This window comes from Flavobacterium oreochromis, from assembly GCF_019565455.1.
In the GTDB taxonomy this organism is placed as follows: domain Bacteria; phylum Bacteroidota; class Bacteroidia; order Flavobacteriales; family Flavobacteriaceae; genus Flavobacterium; species Flavobacterium oreochromis.
The window spans coordinates 240880-261849 of sequence record NZ_CP067377.1 but is presented as its reverse complement, the minus strand read 5'-3'; the positions used below and the strand labels follow the sequence as shown (position 1 = coordinate 261849).

At 30.6% G+C, this 20970-nt stretch carries 20 protein-coding genes, 4 tRNA genes, 1 other RNA gene and 3 pseudogenes; 25 read left to right on the top strand and 3 right to left on the bottom strand.

Annotation, left to right across the window (positions count from 1 at the left end; translation table 11 throughout):
• Positions 1–59 precede the first annotated feature (59 nt).
• The 9 genes and pseudogenes from serA (at position 60) to JJC03_RS01290 (ending at position 7238) form a co-directional block, all read left to right on the top strand.
• Positions 60–1952 (top strand): phosphoglycerate dehydrogenase, encoded by a 1893-nt coding sequence (gene serA, locus JJC03_RS01325; protein WP_235873849.1) that lies wholly within the window; start codon positions 60–62, stop codon positions 1950–1952.
• A 58-nt stretch (positions 1953–2010) separates the two neighbouring features.
• Positions 2011–4927, top strand: a pseudogene (locus JJC03_RS01320) (FAD-binding and (Fe-S)-binding domain-containing protein).
• A gap of 221 nt (positions 4928–5148) precedes the next feature.
• A complete protein-coding gene (locus tag JJC03_RS01315) occupies positions 5149–5907 on the top strand; it encodes a histidine decarboxylase (protein WP_258932062.1) in 759 nt (252 codons plus the stop codon).
• 68 nt (positions 5908–5975) lie between these two features.
• Complete coding sequence (locus JJC03_RS17105; protein WP_258932061.1) at positions 5976–6266, top strand: PLP-dependent aminotransferase family protein; 291 nt, start codon at positions 5976–5978, stop codon at positions 6264–6266.
• 88 nt (positions 6267–6354) lie between these two features.
• Positions 6355–6427 (top strand) — tRNA-Met (locus tag JJC03_RS01310).
• A 33-nt stretch (positions 6428–6460) separates the two neighbouring features.
• Positions 6461–6533, top strand: a tRNA-Met gene (locus tag JJC03_RS01305).
• Positions 6534–6566: 33 nt separating this feature from the next.
• Positions 6567–6639: transfer RNA gene (locus tag JJC03_RS01300), tRNA-Met, on the top strand.
• A 33-nt stretch (positions 6640–6672) separates the two neighbouring features.
• Positions 6673–6745: transfer RNA gene (locus JJC03_RS01295), tRNA-Met, on the top strand.
• 47 nt (positions 6746–6792) lie between these two features.
• Positions 6793–7238, top strand: a pseudogene (locus JJC03_RS01290) (KTSC domain-containing protein).
• Between the two features lie 132 nt (positions 7239–7370).
• Here the strand turns inward: JJC03_RS01290 and JJC03_RS01285 are convergent.
• Positions 7371–8576 (bottom strand): NAD(P)-dependent oxidoreductase, encoded by a 1206-nt coding sequence (locus JJC03_RS01285; protein ID WP_088399745.1) that lies wholly within the window; start codon positions 8574–8576, stop codon positions 7371–7373.
• 215 nt (positions 8577–8791) lie between these two features.
• Here JJC03_RS01285 and JJC03_RS17100 point away from each other — a divergent pair, with 215 nt between their 5' ends.
• The 3 genes from JJC03_RS17100 (at position 8792) to ssrA (ending at position 10451) form a co-directional block, all read left to right on the top strand.
• A complete protein-coding gene (locus tag JJC03_RS17100; RefSeq protein WP_258932060.1) occupies positions 8792–9130 on the top strand; it encodes a hypothetical protein in 339 nt (112 codons plus the stop codon).
• Entirely contained in the window at positions 9097–9996 is a 900-nt protein-coding gene (locus tag JJC03_RS01280) for a serine hydrolase domain-containing protein (protein ID WP_309597776.1), read from the top strand. Before JJC03_RS17100 ends, JJC03_RS01280 begins: the two co-directional genes overlap by 34 nt.
• 57 nt (positions 9997–10053) lie before the next feature.
• Positions 10054–10451, top strand: a transfer-messenger RNA (tmRNA) gene (ssrA, locus tag JJC03_RS01275).
• A gap of 123 nt (positions 10452–10574) precedes the next feature.
• Here the strand turns inward: ssrA and JJC03_RS01270 are convergent.
• A complete protein-coding gene (locus JJC03_RS01270; protein WP_235873848.1) occupies positions 10575–11423 on the bottom strand; it encodes a hypothetical protein in 849 nt (282 codons plus the stop codon).
• A gap of 317 nt (positions 11424–11740) precedes the next feature.
• Here JJC03_RS01270 and JJC03_RS01265 point away from each other — a divergent pair, with 317 nt between their 5' ends.
• The 13 genes from JJC03_RS01265 to JJC03_RS01210 all read left to right on the top strand — a co-directional run bounded on the left by JJC03_RS01265 (position 11741) and on the right by JJC03_RS01210 (position 19707).
• Positions 11741–11887 carry a hypothetical protein gene (locus tag JJC03_RS01265; protein WP_235873847.1) on the top strand — a complete coding sequence of 49 codons (147 nt, stop codon included), beginning with the start codon at positions 11741–11743 and terminating at the stop codon, positions 11885–11887.
• Between the two features lie 109 nt (positions 11888–11996).
• Positions 11997–12629, top strand: a complete 633-nt coding sequence (locus tag JJC03_RS01260) for a tetratricopeptide repeat protein (protein ID WP_235873846.1) — start codon at positions 11997–11999, stop codon at positions 12627–12629.
• A complete protein-coding gene (locus JJC03_RS01255) occupies positions 12629–13456 on the top strand; it encodes a hypothetical protein (protein WP_235873845.1) in 828 nt (275 codons plus the stop codon). Before JJC03_RS01260 ends, JJC03_RS01255 begins: the two co-directional genes overlap by 1 nt.
• Positions 13457–13461: 5 nt before the next feature.
• The gene (locus JJC03_RS01250; RefSeq protein WP_235873844.1) at positions 13462–13683 is read left to right on the top strand and encodes a sensor histidine kinase; all 222 of its coding nucleotides are present in this window, start codon (positions 13462–13464) and stop codon (positions 13681–13683) included.
• Positions 13684–13694: 11 nt separating this feature from the next.
• Positions 13695–14363, top strand: a complete 669-nt coding sequence (locus JJC03_RS01245) for a response regulator (RefSeq protein ID WP_088399755.1) — start codon at positions 13695–13697, stop codon at positions 14361–14363.
• Positions 14364–14493: 130 nt separating this feature from the next.
• On the top strand, positions 14494–14769 hold the full coding sequence (locus JJC03_RS01240; RefSeq protein WP_088399757.1) for a hypothetical protein: 276 nt from the start codon (positions 14494–14496) through the stop codon (positions 14767–14769).
• Positions 14770–15000: 231 nt separating this feature from the next.
• Complete coding sequence (gene yidD / locus JJC03_RS01235) at positions 15001–15261, top strand: membrane protein insertion efficiency factor YidD (RefSeq protein ID WP_258932059.1); 261 nt, start codon at positions 15001–15003, stop codon at positions 15259–15261.
• 35 nt (positions 15262–15296) lie between these two features.
• On the top strand, positions 15297–15503 hold the full coding sequence (locus JJC03_RS01230) for a hypothetical protein (protein WP_088399769.1): 207 nt from the start codon (positions 15297–15299) through the stop codon (positions 15501–15503).
• Between the two features lie 8 nt (positions 15504–15511).
• Complete coding sequence (locus JJC03_RS18520) at positions 15512–15706, top strand: hypothetical protein (RefSeq protein ID WP_309597716.1); 195 nt, start codon at positions 15512–15514, stop codon at positions 15704–15706.
• A gap of 32 nt (positions 15707–15738) precedes the next feature.
• Positions 15739–16569, top strand: a complete 831-nt coding sequence (locus tag JJC03_RS01225; protein WP_309597715.1) for a type I restriction enzyme HsdR N-terminal domain-containing protein — start codon at positions 15739–15741, stop codon at positions 16567–16569.
• Positions 16570–17436: 867 nt separating this feature from the next.
• Positions 17437–17589 (top strand): hypothetical protein, encoded by a 153-nt coding sequence (locus tag JJC03_RS01220; RefSeq protein ID WP_235873843.1) that lies wholly within the window; start codon positions 17437–17439, stop codon positions 17587–17589.
• Positions 17590–17929: 340 nt separating this feature from the next.
• Positions 17930–18271, top strand: a complete 342-nt coding sequence (locus JJC03_RS01215) for a hypothetical protein (protein WP_088399765.1) — start codon at positions 17930–17932, stop codon at positions 18269–18271.
• A 233-nt stretch (positions 18272–18504) separates the two neighbouring features.
• Positions 18505–19707, top strand: coding sequence for an IS256 family transposase (locus tag JJC03_RS01210; protein ID WP_088401338.1), 1203 nt, complete (start codon positions 18505–18507; stop codon positions 19705–19707).
• 125 nt (positions 19708–19832) lie between these two features.
• Here JJC03_RS01210 and JJC03_RS01205 read toward each other — a convergent pair.
• Positions 19833–20890 (bottom strand): annotated as a pseudogene (locus JJC03_RS01205) (3-oxoacyl-ACP synthase III family protein).
• Positions 20891–20970 lie beyond the last annotated feature (80 nt).

Genomic DNA, 20970 nt, shown 5'->3' with positions numbered 1-20970 from the left:
AATTTGATAAACTAAATTTATTTTCCAAAATTATTTAAGTCTATCCAATCTATTGTAGCATGAACACAACGAAAACATTTATTTTTGATTTTGATAGCACTTTCATTCAGGTAGAAGCCTTAGATGAATTGTCAGTCATTGTGCATGGAAAAACTAATGCAGCACAAAAAATCTTATCTGCTATACAAGAAATTACAAATCTTGGTATGGAAGGAAAAATTACCCTTAAAGAATCTTTATTTAAAAGAATTCAATTGTTACAAGCACATCGAGACCATTTAGAAGAATTAATTAAAGAACTAAAAGGTAAAATATCAACATCTGTTATTCGTAATAAAAATTTTTTTAAACTTCATAAAGAAGAAGTATATATAATCTCAAATGGATTTAAAGAAATCATAGTGCCCATTGTTCAAGAGTTTGGTATAAAACCTCAAAATGTACTAGCAAATACATTTGAGTTTGATCATCAGGGAAATATAGTAGGATTTGATCAAAAAGATGAATTGTGTGAAAATAAAGGAAAAGCCCTAAAAATACAATCTTTAAATTTTGAAGGAGAAGTTATCATGATTGGTGATGGTTATACAGATTATCAAACTTTACAATATGGCGTTGTTTCAAAGTTTTATGCGTTTACAGAAAATGTACGTCGACAAGTTGTTTTAGATTTAGCAGAAAAAATAGCACCATCATTAGACGAAATTTTATATGACTTATCTTATAAAGCATCTGTATCATACCCTAAAAACAGAATACAAGTTCTACTTTTAGAAAATATTCATCCAGATGCAGTTGCTCAATTTGAAAAAGAAGGTTATCAAGTAACTAGTTTAAAAGGCTCGTTATCAGAAGAAGAACTGTCTGAACAGATAAAGGACGTGTCTATATTAGGAATTCGATCTAAAACAATAGTTACTGAGCAAGTATTAAAAAATGCTAATAAATTACATGCAATTGGCACCTTCTGCATAGGTACAAATCAAGTAGACCTACAAGTCTGTAGTCAAAAAGGAATAGCCGTTTTTAATGCTCCTTATAGTAATACACGTTCAGTAGTAGAATTAGCTATAGGTGAAATGATTATGTTAATGCGAGCTACGTTTGAAAAAAGTCAAAAAATGCACCAGGGTATTTGGGATAAATCAGCCAATGGGAGTGTAGAAATTAGAGGAAAAAAACTAGGTATCGTAGGTTATGGTAGTATTGGCTCGCAACTTTCTATCCTAGCCGAGGCATTAGGAATGCAAGTGTATTTTTATGATGTAGTAGATAAACTAGCTTTAGGGAATGCTAAAAAATGCGCATCCTTACAAGAATTATTAGCTCTAGCAGATGTTATTTCTTTGCATGTTGATGGGAGGGAAAATAATCAACAATTGATTGCTGCAAACGAATTTAATTTGATGAAAAATGGAGTAGTCTTCTTAAATTTGTCCCGTGGACATATAGTGGATATGGATGCCCTAATTACTAATTTAGATAATGGTAAAATAAAAGGGACAGCTATAGACGTATTTCCGTATGAGCCTAAAAATAATGATGAGATTTTTGTTTCAGCTTTACGAGGTAGACATAATGTTATTTTAACACCTCATATAGGAGGAAGTACTGAAGAAGCACAGCATGATATAGGACATTACGTGTCTGGAAAAATTATACAATATATTAATACAGGTACTACTTTTGGAAGTGTTAACCTTCCAGAGATTCAATTGCCTGAATTTGATAATGCCCATCGAGTAATGCACATACATGAAAATGTGAAAGGAATATTAGCTCAAATTAATACAATATTATCCAATGCAAATTGTAATATTTTAGGGCAATATTTAAAAACAAATGAACAAATAGGTTATGTAATTACTGATATAGATAGTTTTTACGATCCAGATTTAGAAAAACAATTAAAAATGATTCCCAATACAATACGCTATAGAATTTTGTATTAATCATTTTAGAAATAGAGAAAAATTAAAAATTCTGTTTAAAAAGGATTAAAAAGTGAACATGAAATTAGATGTTTTAGCACAATCATTACAAGGAAAATTATATCATGATAAAACCATGCGTACGCTGTATGCTACAGATGCCAGCGCTTATCGTGAAATGCCTATGGCCGTTGCAGTGCCAGAATCAAAAGAAGACATAAAAAGATAATTGATTTTGCTCGTACGAACCAATTAAGCGTTATACCACGTGCAGCAGGAACTTCTTTAGCAGGCCAAGTTGTCGGGCAAGGTATTGTTGTAGATATATCACAAAAATTTACCTCGATACTAAGTGTTAATAAAGAAGAGAAATCGACTTGGGTGCAACCAGGAGTTATTCGAGACGAACTTAATTTACATCTAAAAAAATATGGTTTGTTTTTTGGTCCAGAAACCTCTACTAGTAATCGTTGTATGATTGGAGGGATGGTCGGTAATAATGCCTGTGGGGCTCGTTCAGTAGTATATGGGTCAACTAGAGAACATTTATTAGAAATCAAAGGCTTTTTGGCTGATGGAAATGAAGTTACTTTTGGCGAATTAACCAATGATGAGTTTGAGGCTAAATGTCAAGGTAAAAATGTAGTAAGCGAATTAGAGCAAAAATTTACCTGCAAGCTAAAGAAATACTTTCTAATCCTGCAAATCAAGAACTATTTAATGCCAATTACCCAAAAAAAACAATTCCAAGACGTAATACAGGTTATGCTTTAGATTTGTTAGCCGATACAGCACCTTTTGGTGATTTTCAAGAAAAATTTAATTTCTGTAAATTGATTGCAGGTTCAGAAGGAACTTTGTTCTTTTCAACTGAAATTAAATTAAATTTAGTAGACGCATTAAAACCTAAAGCGGGTTTAGTTTGCGTACATTGTAATAGTATCAATGAGTCTTTAAAAGCTAATTTAATTGCACTGCAATATCAGCCAGACAGCGTCGAATTAATTGATCATTATATTTTAGATTGTACAAAAGAAAATATAGAACAGAGTAAAAATCGTTTCTTTGTTCAAGGGGATCCAAAAGCCATTTTAGTAGTAGAGTTTCTTCGTGATACGGTGGAAGAAATTGAAGAAGTTGCTCAAAAAATGGAAGCACAAATGCGTGCGGCTGGCTTAGGGTATCATTTCCCAATTGTTTATGGAGAAGATACCAATAAAGTGTGGAATCTTCGTAAGGCAGGTCTAGGACTTTTATCTAATATTCCTGGTGATGCTAAAGCGGTTGCTGTAATTGAAGATACAGCAGTAGCAGTAGAAGACTTACCTGATTTTATAGAAGAATTTAATAAAACACTAGAACGTAGGAGTCTTTATTGTGTACATTATGCACATGCAGCTACAGGTGAATTACATTTGCGTCCTATTATCGATTTAAAAACATCAGAAGGAACAGCTATGTTTCGAACGATTGCAACAGATATAGCTCATTTGGTGAAAAAATACAAAGGATCCTTAAGTGGAGAACATGGGGATGGTCGTTTGCGAGGTGAATTTATTCCATTTATGTTAGGAGAAGAAATTTATCAAATGTTTATTCAAGTAAAAAATACATGGGATCCATGGAATGTTTTTAATCCAGGGAAGATTGTAAATACACCTCCTATGGATACATCACTTCGTTATCAAGCAGGACAAGTAACCCCTATGCCTGAAACTTATTTTGATTTTTCAGATTTAAATGGATTTGTACGTTCAGCTGAAATGTGTAATGGTTCTGGTGATTGTCGTAAAACAGAGAAAAGTGGAGGGACTATGTGTCCTAGTTATATGGCTACTCGTAATGAAAAACATACAACAAGAGCAAGAGCTAATATTTTACGTGAAACAATCACACATTCTAATCAAATAAACCCATTTAATCATGACGAAATACTAGATGTTTTAGATCTCTGCCTAAGCTGTAAAGGTTGTAAATCGGAATGCCCTTCTAATGTAGATATGGCTAAATTAAAAGCAGAAGCTTTACAGCACTATTACGATGCAAATGGAGTAAAATTTCGTTCCAAATTAATAGGACATACACCTCGAGTAAATAAATTATTTGAAAATATGCCTTTTTTGTATAACTTGTCAACAAAAGGAATTTTAGGAACACTAGTTAAAAAGGCAACAGGATTTGCAACAGAACGTTCTCTTCCTGAAATGAATAAGATAACCTTTGAAAAATGGATCGCTAAATTTAATCAAGAAGGAAACTTTAATAATGGAGAAATTTATTTGTATAGTGATGAGTTTTTAAATTATTTTGATGTAACTATAGGACAAACAGCTGTTAAACTATTAAATAAATTAGGGTATAAGGTTCTAGTTCCATCAATAGGAATGAGTGGTAGAACCTATCTCTCAAAAGGAATGATAAAGATAGCTAGAGAAATTGCAGAGAAAAATGTAGAAAAAGTATTTCAGTTCTTGCCAAAAGATGCTGTTTTAGTAGGAATAGAACCATCTGCCATTCTTACATTTAGAGACGAATATCCTGATTTATGTCGTGGAGAATTAAAAAATAAAGCAAAACAAATAGCTAAACGTACTTTTTTGATGGAAGAATTTTTAGCACAAGAAATTGAAAAAGGAAAAATTACTTCTAATAGTTTTACAGATAAAGAAGAACGTGTAAGGATGCACGGACATTGTTTTCAAAAAGCACTTTCATCATTAGTGCCATTAAAACAGATTTTGTCATTACCTAGAAATTATACAGTACTTAATATACCAAGTGGTTGTTGTGGTATGGCAGGGTCGTTTGGGTATGAAAAAGAACATTATGAAATTTCAATGAATATAGGAGAATTAGTCTTATTTCCTACAATTCGTCAAGAAGCAAAGGAAACTATTATTTCTGCTTCAGGAACTAGTTGCCGTCATCAAATTGCAGATGGCACAGGAAGGGAAGCACAACATCCTGTAGAGATTTTGTATAATGCGTTGAAATAAAATTAGTTTTTAATAATTAAAATTTAAAACTCGAATTGATTCTAATAGTTGAATTGATTCGAGTTTTTTTTTAGCTGAAATTTAATAAAGGTCTTTTGTTTTTAAAATATTTTTTTAGTTTTAATTTTTGTTTGATATTATTTTTTTAGATTATATTTCTAAATAAATAGTTTTTTATAAAAATATAATCTAATATTCTTATTTTTGCTAAAAAAACAAATATGAGTAATCCCAATTTAAAAGTCTCTCAGCAGTTACAACAATTATTATCTCAAGTAGAAGATCGTACAAAGTATTTCTTAGGGTATCCTGTTTCTAAAGATTTCGATTATTCTGAATTACTTCCCTTTTTGCAATTTCCAATGAATAACCTAGGAGATCCATTTGTGAAATCAACTTATCAAGTAGATTCGCGTGAGATGGAACGAGAAGTAGTGCATTTTTTTGCGAAACTTTTTAGAGCAAATCCAGATAACGTTTGGGGATATGTAACTAATGGCGGATCAGAAGGAAACTTATATGGATTGTATGTGGCTAGAGAATTGTATCCTAATGCTATGGTTTATTTTTCAGAAGATACACATTATAGTATTCAGAAAAATGTAACCCTTCTTAATATGGAATATGTTATAGTTCGTTCACAAGAAAATGGTGAAATAGACTATAATGATTTAAAAGAAGCTATTCGTTATAATAGACACCGTCCGGTAGTAGTCGTGGCAAATATTGGTACTACAATGACAGAAGCTAAAGATCATATTCCAACAATCAAGCAGATAGTTGCTGACATGGCTATTGAAAAGTATTATGTGCATGCTGATGCTGCTTTAGCAGGTGGATTTGCACCCTTTGTGGAGCCTCGTCCTGCTTTTGATTTTGTAGATGGTTGTGATAGTATTTCTGTAAGTGGTCATAAATTTATAGGATCACCTATGCCATCAGGAGTGGTAGTCGTAAAAAAGAAAATCGAGATAGAATAGCTAGGAAGATTGCGTATATAGGATCTTCAGATGCTACTATTACAGGATCTAGAAATGGGCATAGCCCTTTGTTTTTATGGTATGCAATTAAAAAATTAGGATTAGAGGGCTTTGCTTCTCGTGCACAACATAGTTTAAGAGTAGCAGCTTACGCAGAACAACGATTAAATGAAATAGGGGTGAAAGCTTGGCGTAATCCAAATGCTATTACAGTGGTTTTTCCTTCGCCTTCTGTTGAGGTTTGTGCAAAATGGCAATTGGCAACAGAGAAAGGATATTCACATATTATTTGTATGCCTAATGTTACTTTAGAGCAAATAGATGAGTTTATTTTAGATATTTTAAATTTAAAATCCTGATTTTTAGTTTGTCATGAATAAATTGAATTAAAAAAACTAAAATAGCTTGTAGATATAAATAAACGGTGTATATTTGCACTCGAAATAGCGCGGGATAGAGCAGTAGGCAGCTCGTCGGGCTCATAACCCGAAGGTCACAGGTTCGAGTCCTGTTCCCGCTACTAAGTTACATGCTGAAAAAACAAATCGCATAGCGCGGGATAGAGCAGTAGGCAGCTCGTCGGGCTCATAACCCGAAGGTCACAGGTTCGAGTCCTGTTCCCGCTACTAAGTTACATGCTGAAAAAACAAATCGCACAGCGCGGGATAGAGCAGTAGGCAGCTCGTCGGGCTCATAACCCGAAGGTCACAGGTTCGAGTCCTGTTCCCGCTACTAAGTTACATACTGAAAAAACAAATCGCACAGCGCGGGATAGAGCAGTAGGCAGCTCGTCGGGCTCATAACCCGAAGGTCACAGGTTCGAGTCCTGTTCCCGCTACTAAGTAAGCCAATCACTTTTGATTGGCTTTTTTTATTCTCAAAAGTATGAAAAGAGTAGTAGAGTATAGGAAATTATTAGAAGTTGATAAGAATGTTACCTTAAAGGAGCTTAAGAATATTTATCGTAATGCGATGAAAGAGACGCATCCAGATAAGTTCGCAAATGATGAAGAAGGGCGTGTTTTAGCAGAAGAAAGAAGTAAAGAGATTATCAATGCGTACCATTTTTTAGTTAGCATTGCTAATGAAACACTTGAAAAAAACTTTCCGAATATCAAGAGATGATTGCAAATTCTCCTATAATTGATTTTTATCTTGAAAAACAAGTTTTATTTGTTACCTATCTCAATGGGTTAATTTATGAATATATAGGTGTTCCTAAGAATGTTTATATAAAAATGATTAATGCGGAGTCTCCTAATCGATTTGCTAAGAGACATATTTACGGACAATATATTTATCGTAAATCAGGAGAAGGAGTGTCTGTTTAGTGTGAGTTATAAAAAAAGGGACTGTACAAACTTTTGCACTGTCCCTTTTTTGATAGAATATTTTGCGTGCCTGTCGAAGATTACTTTCAATAAGTAATTCTTGTAGAGTAGGCTCATTTTAGGGTATTCTTTTTATTCTTTGCCTTCTATGTAATTTTGTAAGTATTCAAATTTAGGAGTTAGCTTGCCATTTTTGCAAATAGTTGCTCTTTCTAATATTTGGTCTGCATCATTATTGTAAAATGATGGTATAACATGTTCGAAGAATGTTTTTCCAAATCCCTCGCTAGCGTCTTTAGGAAGTTCGCAAGGAAGATTGTCAACGGCCATTACGGCTATAGCACGTGGGTCTTCAAAGTGAATTTCACGATGTTCGTTTGGAAGATAACCATAAATAGGTTCTGCAATTGTTGAAGCTCTAAGGGTGCAAGCTATAGGGCCATCTACATCACATGAGATGTCAGCAACTACCTTTATTTTATTATCAGGTGCTTTTAGCATCTCTCTTGTAAGTATATAAGGGGCATTGTTGCCGTAAAAATGTCCAGCCATAAAGATATCCGCTACTTTAGTGAAACGTTCAAAATTAGATTCGTATTCTTCAGGATGAGTATAAAAATCTTTTTTGTCAAAAGGGTTTCCGTCTTTTCTGCTGTTATAGTCTTCTAAATCTATATGGGTATATACAGGTCGGTCATATGACTTGTTTAAGAAATCTTCAATGCTAACTTTTTTCATTTTCATAGCATCAAGCATTTCTTTTGCTCCTAAACCTACTTTACCGTGTCCGGTTAAAACTATTTTAATAGGAGGGAGAGTAATTCTTTTTAATCGTTCTATTAAATCCTGTTGATCTTTTAAAGTTTCTGCTTTTGCAATATTGTATAAATCATACTTTAAGCCAAAAGCTCTAATTCCATTATAAGCACCTACTATTCCTGCATAACGTCCAAAACCAATTAGGCGTTTATTGTTACTATCTACTATTGTTTCATGGTCTATTAATCGGATGTTTTTTTCTAAACAAGCAATTAATAAATTACGGTTGTAAGGTTGCTTTTTTATAGTATGCGAAAAAAAGAAATAAGTCTTGTTAGGTATTAAAGCTTCTACAGGTACTTCTTTTACGCCTATTAGAATATCGCAATCCGTTAAATCTGTATCTATCGAAATTCCTAAGCTACTGTATTCTTCGTCTTTAAATACACGAATATCAGAAGTTTCAACTTCAAAATTGGCTTCTGGAAAGGTTGCTTTAACTTTAAGTAATTCTTGTGGTGAAAAAACAACACGTCTATCAGGTGGGTTTTTCCTCTCTTTGATAATGCCAAATTTCATCTGTTTAGTAGTTTTAAAAGGATGGTTTTATAACGTAAGAGTTTAAATTTGTTGCAAATATAACATTAAAAAGTATTATACAATTTTAAAAAGACTTGTTTTTATGAAAAGTATGCCCGTTTGGTTATATTTGCCGCCCGTTTTGTGTGAAATGGATAGCAGAAAGCTCAAAAAGTAATGAATTTTAAAATGGAAATTGTTTTCGAAAATTAGTTATGAAATTAGTCAAGGTTTTAGTATATAGTATAGTTGTTCCATGTTTGTTCTTTAACTGTGCTGACAAAAAAACTAAAATAAAAACAAAGGAAGAGTATAAAATTGGAAAAATTTATACGATGAAACCTTATCAAGAAGAATTGTCAGATGTTGATTCAAAAGAGTTGAAGAAGGTCCAGGATAGTATGGATTACTTATATAATAAAGAGTTCTTTAGTAATGATTTTTCAGGCAGTATTTTAGTTGCTAAAAATGGAAAAATCTTATACGAAAAGTATAGTGGTATGAGTAATTTCGAAAAAAAATACCTATTACAGGTAATACACCTCTTCATATAGCCTCTGTTAGTAAAGTCTTAACAGCTACGGCAACACTTTTGTTGATAGATTCTAACCTTTTGAAGTTAGATCAAAAAGTAAATACCATTTTAAAAGATTTTCCATATGATGATATAACAATTCGAATGTTGTTAAATCATAGAAGTGGTTTGAGAAATTACAGTTACTTTATAGAAGATAAAGGCGTTTGGGAGAGAGGTAAAATATTACATAATAGTGATTTAGTTTCAGTTATGAAAAATGGGAAAATAGGTTTAGAATTCAAGCCTGATGCTCGTTTTAGTTATTGTAATACCAACTATGCGTTATTAGCACTAATTATAGAGAAAATTTCTAAAATGGATTATCGAACAGCTATGAATAAAATGATTTTTCAGCCATTAGGTATGAAAAACACCTATGTTTTTGATTTAACTAAACATGCTGATACCGCTAGTTGCTCATATAAAGGAAATTATATAAAATACCCTTTAAATCATTTAGATGATATTTATGGAGATAAAAATATATATTCTACAGCCCGAGATTTGTTGAAATTTGATAGGGCTACCTATAATTCTGATTTTTTGAATAAGAAATTACTAGCCGAAGTTTATAAAGGGTATAGTTATGAAGCAAGAGGAATTCGTAATTATGGTTTAGGAATTCGATTATTGGAATGGAAAGATGGTAAACAAATGTTTTATCATAATGGATGGTGGCACGGTAATACTTCTGCTTATATAACATTGAAAAAAGAAAAAGTAACCTTAATCGCTTTGTCAAATAAATATACACGTAAAGCTTATTATTTAAAATTGGCAACAGGTCTTTTTGGAGATTATCCTTTTCATATACATAAAAAAGGAGATGAATTAGTAGAGTGATTTATTTCGGAATGATTTTGTATTTTGCAAAAAGTTCTTAATTTTGTATCGCTAATTGGGGTCGACTGGTTTTGACAGCGAGTGGAATTGATTAGTAAGCATGTCGAGCCAAGTATGGTAGGCTCGGAAATATCTGCTATACGAACTTTAAACGGCGAAAATAATTACGCTTTAGCTGCTTAATCCGAAGATTAGTACGATTTGCCTAGTTCCTACAAGGTAGGAAAGCTAGATTCTCCTCAAAAGCCTTGGTTTATGGCGGTTGGTAAAGGGGAACCGTAAAAGTAAACCTAGAAAAGGTAATGCTTTAAATCCTTTTTGACATTTATAAAGCTAAGCTAAAAGTGGTCGTTTTCAACCTTGCTTTTAGTCGAAAATATAAGTGAAAACTAAGCATGTAGAAAGCTCTTTGATTGCTTGTTTGGACCCGAGTTCGATTCTCGGCGACTCCACAATGTAAAGCTCAAATCAAACTAAAAGTCCATAGATCTTATGATTTATGGACTTTTTTGTATTTGGAATAAAAAATGTATAAACTTTTAAGATATTTTTTCAGAAGATATATTTTAATAAATTACTTACTTATTTCTGTTTCTACTATTATTTAATTTTAGATATTTATTGATTATATATCGAGTAATAGCTTTTAGGGGCTTATTAGAAACAGGATGATGACCAGGAGCATTAAAAATTTCTATATGCTTATCGTTTATTTTGCAATACCAAATTATAGCTTTACCATTTTTAAAATAAGTAGTAGTATCTGTAGGCTCAATTTTTCTTAAATGAAGTAAATTTTCATCATAAGGAATTTTAAAATTTAAGTCTGTAAAACTGTTTGCTTCCGTATCACAACTTACTTCTATGTATTTTTTTTCTTTCCATATTAGACAAGAATTGTTTTGAATGGAAAATAAATAAACTAAAGAAGCTATACTAATAGGTAATATGGCAGCTAAAAGTATTATTATGCTCTTTTTTTTATAAAATAGATTTCTAAATAAAGATATTTCTTCAGCCTTATCTACTATCTTTTGTTTACTGTTTTTTTGAGCTAAAACTGTACTATGTTCTTCTCTATAACTTGAAATGCTTCCGTTTTTTAAAAAATCACCTAAAGGGCGAGGCTTAAAATCTACAAGTACTGCCATTATATCTAAAATATCTTGACTAGGATTAACCGTTTTTCCGTTAAAAAAATTACAAACTGGACGAAACTTATCATTGTCAAAGTTGGGCAAACCATAAAATAACTCAAGAACTTCTTGGTCTTTTTTAGAAAGTCCATTTTGCTTTAAAATCTTGCAATAATCATTAAGTAAAGCAGGTGAAGGTTTAGAAAGATAACCAGAAAAAGCACCTTTCTTTTCAATTTCATATTTCTCTTTTATACCCTTAATATAATCTTTATAAGTAATTGTTTTCATAGACTTTTCGGAATTATTTGGAATTCTATTGAACAACTGTAATTCTTCGGAATTATCGGAATTACATAGCTAAACCCCAGTCAAAACAATGCAACTTTGCTTCAGATTTAGTTCTTGTTCTATTTCGCGATAAGAACAAATGTACAAAACTACTTCTAAAAAAGTGTAGCTAAACAGATTGGCTTTTTTTATTCCGGGAAGTGTATTAAAACCTTTCTGTATTAGCGCACTCAACTTCCCAATAACAAGCTGCAAAGCGATTCAAAAGAATCTATTCGAGCAGCTAAGCATTGTATAATTTTTTTAAAGCATTCATTATGAAAAAGTTGTTTTATATGGCTATTGGGATAGCTATGGTTTCTTGTGAGAAAGAAAGTTTAGAGAAGAATATTACTTCAAAAAATGAACTTTTTAAAAAGAGAATACTCTTTTGTTTAAAAAAGAATAGATACGATTATGGATAAAAAGAGATGATAATTGAAACTAACCTAGGTGATGATCTTGTACCTATTAAACCACCAAAATAATAAAATTTAATTTTTTATTTTTAAATTCGGGGAAAGAATCAGTTTTATGAGTCATTCCCCGTTTTTTTTATTATTACTAGTTCTATTTTTGGGCTGTAAAGAGCATAATTCTAAAACGATAGAAAAAGTTAAAAAAAATGCAATAGCTCTTAAGTTTCAAAGTAAAGGTGATTATAATTATAATCAAAAAAAATTTGATAGTGCATTTTATTATTATAATAGAGCTAAGAACATATTTGAAAATGATAATACTATCAATCATGTTACTTATTGTAGTATTCAAATGGCTAGTATTCAGCAAGTATATGATGATTTTTTTGGGAGTGAAACAACGCTTATTGAAATTTTACCTTATTTGAATAGAGATAATTCTTATAGATCTGCTGTAAATAATTTATTAGGTATTGCAGCTAAAGAAATGAAGAATTATGATCAAGCTTTAGATTACTATAGTAAAACATACCAGTTAGCTGATGATTCAATTACTAAGGTTGTGGCTTTAAATAACATTGCAAATGTTAATATTCAAACGGGTAATTATACAAGAGCTGTGGCAATATTAGAGTCATTTATAAATGAAAAATTTTTAGACGCATTTCCTTTAAGGAAAGCAATATACATAGATAATTTAGGTTATGCTTATTTTAAAAAAAATGAAATAAAAAAGGAGAAAAGTTAATGCGTCAATCATTAAATTTAAAATTAAAAAATCATGATTCGTATGGAGCTATTGAAAGCTATTTACATCTTGCAGAATTATATTTAAAAAAATATCCCAAAAGAGCTAGTTTTTATGAAAAAAAAGCCTATATAAATGCAACAATTTATAAAAGTATAAATGAAAGATTAGAATCATTATTGTTTTTAATTAAATCAACAAAAAAACAAGATTATGCACTTCAATACGCTATTTTAAATGACAGTATCACAAATGTTAGAAATTCAGCAAAAAATCAATTTGCTAAAATTAAGTATGATGCTAAAGTAACGGAAGAGGAAAATTTAAAACTTAAAAATTCTCAAATTCAAACAGAGCTTGAACTTCAAAAAAGCGAAAATGAAAAAGATTTTTGGTTAGTTTTAGTGGTTTTGTTAGTTAGTTTTGTGTTGTTTTTGTTTAATTATTTCAAAAATAAAAATCGGCAAGAAAAACAAAAAGCGACTTACTTTACTGAAACCAGAATAGCCAAAAAAATCCACGATGAATTGGCAAACGATGTTTTTCAAACCATATCCTATATAGAAACTAAATCAATTGATGAACCACAACACAAAGAAGAACTAATTAATCTGTTAGATAATATTTATCAAAGGTCAAGAAATATCTCTAAGGAAAATGAATCAATAGAAACAGGAGAATATTTTAATGATGCTCTCATTGCTATGATCAATAGTTATAAAACCAACCAATGTAATGTAATCATAAAAAAAGACGAAACCATAAATTGGCAAAATTTACTCGCAATAAAAAGATTACTATTTTTAGAGTACTTCAGGAACTTTTAATCAATATGAAAAAACACAGTCAAGCAACAATAGTTTTGGTAAGCTTTGCCAGTGGGAAAAATGATATAAACATAGACTATTCAGACAACGGAAAAGGATTAGATTTAGAAAAAATTAAAAAAAGTGGATTGTCAAATGTGGAAAACCGTATTAAAAATATCAACGGTAAAATTACTTTTGATTCATTAGGAAAAGGTTTGAAAACTAAAATTAATATCCCAAAATAATCTATTGTAAAATGTTTAAAAAAGTACTAGTAGTTGACGATATTGATTTAAATAATATTGCAACCGAACAAGCATTGAAAAAATTACATATTTCAGTCGTAGAATATGTGAAATATTGTGATGATGCACTATTGAAATTTAAAAAAGCACAAAATGAAAAAGCTCCTTACGATTTATTAATTACCGATTTATCCTTTAAAGCAGATCATCGAGATGCTAAATTAACGTCAGGAGAACAATTAATTGCAGAAATAAAAAAGTCATTTCCTCTAACTAAGATTATTGCTTTTTCAATTGATGATAGACCACATCGTATTAAGAGATTAATGAATGAGCAAAATATAGAAGCCTATGTTTTAAAGCACCGGAACACCGCTAATGAACTTTTAACTGCTATTAATAAAATATGGGAAGGCAAAGAAAAATATTTATCTCCTTCTTTACAATTAGTTCTCCAAGATAAATCAACTGCCGAAATTGATGATTATGACATTCAGTTGTTAACACAATTAGCACTAGGAATCCCTCAAGAAAATATGGAGGCAAAATTCAAACAATTAGGTATTTCCCCTAATAGCAAAAGTACCATCGAAAAACGTATTGCCAAGCTTAAAGATTATTTTCAAGCTAACAACACCATTCACTTAGTGGCTATCGCAAAGGATATGGGCATAGTTTAAAATTTTTACCAAGTCTATAGTCAAGTCTGTAATTCATTTTACAGACTTTTTTATGCTTTACGGTTTCCCGTAAGGAATTGGTTTTTATTGAAAGTAAGTTTGGGTGTTATTAATTATTAAAGTTATAAATATGGGATACAAAGCATTGGTAACATTAGATTTACCTAACGTTACAACAGAGCAAAGAAAAAATTTCTATGAAGTTTTAATTAAGGAAGGATGGAACAAAATTAATGATTTGGATACTGCTTGGAAAGTTATTTTTCAAGATGGAGGCACAAGAAATGGAGCAATAACCATAATTGTCAGTCACATTAAAAAAGCAAAAGAAATAAGTAAGGCTTCAAGAGTTAATTATGCACTTCAAATTGATTTGAATGATTTAGTAATAGATAAAATAGTATAAATGGAATATAAAGTAGTACCATTTGTAGCCTCTTTAGACCCTAAAAAGGAACTTCAGGAAACGTAGCAAACCAATTAGAAAATCTAATTAATGATTTTTCTAGTCAAGGTTGGAAGTATGTTCGTTTAGAAAGTGTCACCACATTTGTAAACCCAGAAACTGGTTGTTTTGGATTAGGAGCGAAACCTGGTTACATAACAACTAGACAAATGATAGTATTTGAAAGGTAGTATGAAGTACTTAATTCTTTTAATCATCCGTGTGTATTGGATTACTAAACCAAAGCATAGTAAACCTAAATGTATCTTCAAAAAATCTTGTTCAAAGTATGTGTATGAAGAAACTTTTAGGCACGGATTTTTAAAAGGATTGAAGGCATTCTATTTCAGATACAAAAATTGCCGAAATGGATTTGAAGTTTTTAAAAATCCAATCACAAATAATATTCAAATGCTACTTCCTTCTGGAAATCTAATTGAAGAAAAGAAATAGCTAATAGATTAATAATCAATTTGAAAATAAACAAGATGAAAAGTTATTATGTAAATAAAAACGCGCAAGCTAATGGTGATCATGAAGTACATGAATCTGGTTATTTATTTCTGCCAAGTGTTGAAAATAGAATTTATATCGGAGAATTCAACAACTGTCAGAAAGCTGTCAAAGAAGCTAAAAAACACTACACTAAAGTTAACGGATGCTACTATTGCAGCAATCCTTGTAATACTAAATAAGATTAGCTATGGAACTTCAAACACAACTCAAACAACTTTCTGAGAAAATAAACCAACTCAAGGACAAAATCGAAACCGAAGAATCTACAAAACACGCTTTTGTGCTTCCTTTTATTAACATATTAGGTTACGATACTTTTAATCCAACTGAAGTGGTGCCAGAATTCACTGCAGACATTGGTATTAAAAAGGAGAAAAAGTAGATTATGCAATCATTCAAGATTCTGAACCTATAATGATAATTGAGTGTAAAAATTGGAAAGAAAATCTTTCTGTACACGGTTCTCAATTATTTAGATATTTTCACGTAAGTAAAACTCGTTTTGCACTATTAACTAATGGAATTCAATATCAGTTTTTTACCGATTTGGACGAAAAAAACAAAATGGATGAAAAGCCATTTTTTGAATTTGATATTTCTAATTTAAAAGACAGTGCCATAAATGAAATAGCTAAATTCCATAAATCTAATTTTGATGTCAACAAAATCCTTGACAATGCAAGTACATTAAAATTTATCAAGGAAATTAGAAAACAAATAGATGTAGAAATTGGCAATCCTACTCCCGAATTTGTTCGCCTTTTCGCCTCAAGAGTTTATAATGGCAGACTAACCGAAAAAGTGATGGAAGAATTTACGGAATTAGTACAAAAAGCCTTTGGACAATTAATTGGAGAAAAAATAAATGAAAGGTTGCATTTTGCTCTTAATAAAGAAGTTATTATCCAAGAAAAAGATCAAATAGAAGAAGTTGAGAAAAATAAAATATATACTTCTGAAGAAGAACTTGATGCCTATCGTATAGTAGTAGCTATTTTAAGAAGAAAATTGCCTACACATCGAATAGTTTATAGAGACACTCAATCTTATTTTGGAATCTTATTGGATGATAATAATCGTAAGCCTCTATGTCGTTTACATCTTAATGGAAATAAGAAGTATATAGGACTGTTTAATAGTGATAAAAATGAAAATAGAAAACCTATAACATCTATTGATGATATTTACAATTTTGAGATGGAGTTATTGGATACTGTTAGTTTGTACGAAATGGTCGAAATTTGAAACTCATAAAAGTCTCATGTAGAAAATTTTATACCCACTAAAATTTTGAAAAACTTGAAAGGGATAACGTATTATAGTGCCTTTACTTTAAGAGGAATATGAATCAAATTTATCTACTTTAAGGTGATTTTGTAATAAATAGTGATAGTTTTTAAATATTAGATGTTTATAAGGAAATATGTAATTGGAGTTTATCTACTTATGAAGTGTATAGTGTTAGTGATGAACAATTAGATAATTTTGTTACTTCTTCATACACGCTACTTACTAAAATAAAAGAAACTATTTTCTTATTTCTTGTTGATGTTACGGTTTTCCGTAAGGAAACATTTTTTAGTCATAGTAATTTTATAAGAAAAAAACTATGGTTAAAAAGATACTAATCTTTTATGTTTCTATAATACTTTATAATTGTAAAGGACAGGTAGAAAAAGAAGTAAATAAAGAAGGAGTAAAAAGAATTTTGTTGCGGTTAGTCAAAAGATTAACCCTGAAGATATTAAAACTATTTCAGTAGAAGAAGCAAAAACTTTTTATAAAGCGACAGAGTGTAAATATGAGTATAGAACAGGAAAATATAATGAATATAAATATAATTATAATGTAAAAGGATATGATAAAGAAGGTAATCAAGTTACAGGTAATATTGATATAGAAGGGAAGTATGGAGCAGGTATAATTATGACTGTTAAAAAAGAGGAGATTAACATTCAAGTAGAGTGGATTGGTTATGGGAAACTTCAAGCTGTAGATGATAAAGGTAATGAATATGAGTTAGAAGTAGAATGACTTCTGTTTTATCCTTATAACATATTGATTATTTATAAACTAGTAAAATCTTATAAAAAATAATCCAAATCTAAAAAAATGAAAAGAGTCATTTATGTAAGTATTTTTGTTTTACTAACTGGATTTAGTAAAAAGAAACAAATGTTTTTATTTGCGGAAGTAAAGGGGCAAAAAAATATCACTATGGAGAAGATTGCAGAGGTCTTAATGCTTGTAAACATGAGATTATAAAAATTTCTTTAAGAGAAGCAAACGAATATGGTTTAACCTTATGTGGTTGGGAAGATTAGAAATTTTTTAGGGTAGTGTCTATTTTCCTACTTACATAGTTTATGTTATAGTGGCTTTATGATATAATTCTTTGTTTTAATTTAATGTTAATTGTAAAATAGTATAAATTTTATTTTTTTTCATTTTTATTGTGAATTTTTCAGAAAACATCGATGTCTTTTGAATGGTTTTAAAATTTAAATAAATAAGGATTTAAATGTAAGTTAAGCTTCTGTAAATCTGTTTTTTATGAAATTTCTTGTTGTAATTTTGTCTTGTAAACAAATAGAAAAAAGAAATCATGAAAAAATTAATTAATCTATTAGTCGTTATTTCAGCTTTATTAAGTTCTGAATTAGTAATCGCAAAAGTTTTTAAAGTAGATGAAGATCTACCAAAAGCAACAAAAGTTATAACAGAAGTGACAAAAAATGCGTTAAAAGATATTGAAATAGAAAAAGAAAGTGTTGCTTATGTGTTGTTTACGATCAATTCTGATAATGAATTAGTTGTGTTAGATGTTAAAAATTCTGATAAAAATGTACGTCAAATAATAAAATCTGCATTGAATTTTAAATCTTTAGAAGAAGCTAGTTTAGTAGCAGGGAAAACCTATGGTGTAATTGTTAGATTAAAACAATAGAGATCAATTGTTTTTAAAAGGCTATTCGGAAAGGGTAAAACGTAGAACTATGTCTAAATAGGTTGAAAAAGCAGTGCTCTTGGTAACTCTATTTGATCTATTGAAAGTAATTTTTTTAAGGCAGTATAACACAAACTGTGTAAGTTAAAAAGTTATTCTGAAAAATTAGCTCGCTTAAAAGAGCTAAAATTTTTCGGAAATAACTTTTTAACGTTTTATATATTTACATAGTTATGATAGACAAAGAAGACTTATTAAACAACAAGGATTTTTTTAAATCCTTTAAAAATGGAGAAGATTTATCTTCCTTTTTTAAGCAAATGCATAAACGAGCAGTAGAACACATGCTCAATGCCGAACTAGATGCTCACTTAGATACCGAAAAACATCAAAAAACCTCTGACGGCAATTATCGTAATGGTCATGGAACCAAGAAGATTAAGACTTCCTTTGGAGAAGATCAAATTAAAGTCCCAAGAGATAGAGAAGGTAGTTTTGAACCTGTTTTAGTCCCTAAAAGACATAATATTATTGATGGTTTAGAGAATGTTATCATTTCATTTTATGCTAAAGGAATGAGTGTTAGTGATATTGAAGAGCAAATCAAAGAAATGTATAATTTTGACATTTCAACTTCTACCATTTCAAGAATTACTAATGCAGTAGCAAGTGAGATAGTAACCTGGCAAAACAGACCATTAGATGAAGTTTACTTAATTGTTTGGATGGATGGAATTGTTTTCAAAGTTCGTGAAAACTCAAAAGTAATCAATAAAACTATCTATTTAGCAGTAGGACTTAATCATGAAGGACGAAAAGAAGTTCTTGGTATGTGGTTAGGTAAGAATGAAAGTTCAAGCTTCTGGATGAGTGTTTTAACCGATTTAAAAGCCCGCGGAGTGGAAGATATTTTAATAACGGCTACCGATAATTTAAACGGATTTACTCAAACCATACGTTCTGTTTTTCCTGAATCACAAACACAGATTTGTGTGGTTCACCAAATAAGAAATGCTTGTAGATATGTCGTATGGAAAGATAAAAAGCAATTTACAACCGACATGAAACTAGTCTATACAGCACCAACAAAACAAGCCGCCGAGTTAGCTCTAGAAGATTTTGCTCAAAAATGGGAATCTAAATATGGATATGCTATCAAATCTTGGAGGGAAAATTGGGACGAATTAACCATCTTTTTTGACTTCCCGTTAGAAATCCGCAAAATTATTTATACCACAAATTTAATTGAAAATCTTAATGGGAAAATTCGCAAGTACACCAAAAACAAAATGTCGTTTCCAACAGATGAGGCGGTAATAAAATCGGTTTACCTTGCCTTAAAAGAAGCAACTAAAAAATGGTCGATGCCAATACAAAATTGGGGTATTGTTTTAAACCAATTTAATCTTATATTTGAAAAAAGGCTCAGATTATAAAATCCAAGCCTAAACTTTTTAACTTACACACTTTGTAGGATAGTGTCTTTTTAAAGGAATTATTATAATAGAGTTATACAAGTACAGTTTTCTTATGTTTTTCGAATAGCCTCTTTTAATATTACTTAATATTTATATACAATAGCATTGATATGCATTCCAGCACCAACGGAAGCAAAAATAATAATATCTCCTTTGTTGATTTCTTGGTTTTGGATCTGTCCTTTAATAATTAAATCAAATAAAGTAGGAACAGTTGCTACACTTGAATTACCTAATTTGTGAATACTCATTGGCATAATGCCTTCTGGAGGTGTTTGTTTATATTGTTTGTAAAAACGTTGAATAATAGCTTCATCCATTTTTTCATTCGCTTGATGAATTAAGATTTTTTTACTTCATTTATATCAATGCCACTTTTGTATAAACATTCTTTCATTGCTTTTGGGACATTGTTTAAAGCGAACTCATAAATTTTTCGCCCTTGCATTTTAATGTAGCGTACATTTGGGTCGTGTTCTTTGTTAAAAGAATTTCCAAAATATAAATAATAGGCTTCATCATAAGTATAACTCGCTGACTCATGTGCTAAAATTCCGCCTTCTTCTTCTGAAAGTTCTATTACAGTTGCGCCGGCTCCATCTGAATAAATCATACTGTCACGGTCGTGTAGATCTACTACTCGTGATAAAGTTTCAGCACCTATTACTAAACATTTTTTAGCCATTCCTGCCTGAATAAAGGCTTTTGCTTGAATAACACCTTCAATCCATCCAGGACAGCCAAAAAGCATGTCATAGGCTACACATTTAGGATTTTTAATGCGTAAGTCATGTTTTACACGTGTAGCTAAACTCGGTAAAATATCTGTTTGTATAGCTGCATGCTTTACATTTCCAAAATTGTGAGCAAAAATGATATAATCTAAAGTTTCAGGGTCAATTCCTGCATCTTCAATAGCGTGTTTAGCAGCTATAGTTCCAATATCAGAAGTTAGTAGATGATTCGTTACATATCTGCGTTCTTCAATTCCTGTAATGTCATGAAATTTTTCAGTAATGGTTTCATTAGGTAAGGGAAAGGGGCTGCCATCATCATTTAAAAAAACGTGTTTAGCAAAATCTAAATTAGTTACTATTTCGGTTGGGATATAACTTCCTGAACCCGTAATTCTTATATTCATGTTTTGGGGTTTAAAAGAAACTAATTTAGTTAAACTAATGACTGGTTTTGTGAAAATTTTTCAAAGAGTATGATTTTTAT

Coding starts and splice junctions, on each gene's coding strand:
- serA (WP_235873849.1), top strand. CDS start 60: ATGAACACAACGAAAACATTTATTTTTGATTTTGATAGCACTTTCATT.
- JJC03_RS01315 (WP_258932062.1), top strand. CDS start 5,149: ATGAGTAATCCCAATTTAAAAGTCTCTCAGCAGTTACAACAATTATTA.
- JJC03_RS01285 (WP_088399745.1), bottom strand. CDS start 8,576: ATGAAATTTGGCATTATCAAAGAGAGGAAAAACCCACCTGATAGACGT.
- JJC03_RS17100 (WP_258932060.1), top strand. CDS start 8,792: ATGAAATTAGTCAAGGTTTTAGTATATAGTATAGTTGTTCCATGTTTG.
- JJC03_RS01270 (WP_235873848.1), bottom strand. CDS start 11,423: ATGAAAACAATTACTTATAAAGATTATATTAAGGGTATAAAAGAGAAA.
- JJC03_RS01265 (WP_235873847.1), top strand. CDS start 11,741: ATGAAAAAGTTGTTTTATATGGCTATTGGGATAGCTATGGTTTCTTGT.
- JJC03_RS01260 (WP_235873846.1), top strand. CDS start 11,997: ATGAGTCATTCCCCGTTTTTTTTATTATTACTAGTTCTATTTTTGGGC.
- JJC03_RS01255 (WP_235873845.1), top strand. CDS start 12,629: ATGCGTCAATCATTAAATTTAAAATTAAAAAATCATGATTCGTATGGA.
- JJC03_RS01250 (WP_235873844.1), top strand. CDS start 13,462: ATGAAAAAACACAGTCAAGCAACAATAGTTTTGGTAAGCTTTGCCAGT.
- JJC03_RS01245 (WP_088399755.1), top strand. CDS start 13,695: ATGTTTAAAAAAGTACTAGTAGTTGACGATATTGATTTAAATAATATT.
- JJC03_RS01240 (WP_088399757.1), top strand. CDS start 14,494: ATGGGATACAAAGCATTGGTAACATTAGATTTACCTAACGTTACAACA.
- yidD (WP_258932059.1), top strand. CDS start 15,001: ATGAAGTACTTAATTCTTTTAATCATCCGTGTGTATTGGATTACTAAA.
- JJC03_RS01230 (WP_088399769.1), top strand. CDS start 15,297: ATGAAAAGTTATTATGTAAATAAAAACGCGCAAGCTAATGGTGATCAT.
- JJC03_RS18520 (WP_309597716.1), top strand. CDS start 15,512: ATGGAACTTCAAACACAACTCAAACAACTTTCTGAGAAAATAAACCAA.
- JJC03_RS01225 (WP_309597715.1), top strand. CDS start 15,739: ATGATAATTGAGTGTAAAAATTGGAAAGAAAATCTTTCTGTACACGGT.
- JJC03_RS01220 (WP_235873843.1), top strand. CDS start 17,437: ATGAAAAGAGTCATTTATGTAAGTATTTTTGTTTTACTAACTGGATTT.
- JJC03_RS01215 (WP_088399765.1), top strand. CDS start 17,930: ATGAAAAAATTAATTAATCTATTAGTCGTTATTTCAGCTTTATTAAGT.
- JJC03_RS01210 (WP_088401338.1), top strand. CDS start 18,505: ATGATAGACAAAGAAGACTTATTAAACAACAAGGATTTTTTTAAATCC.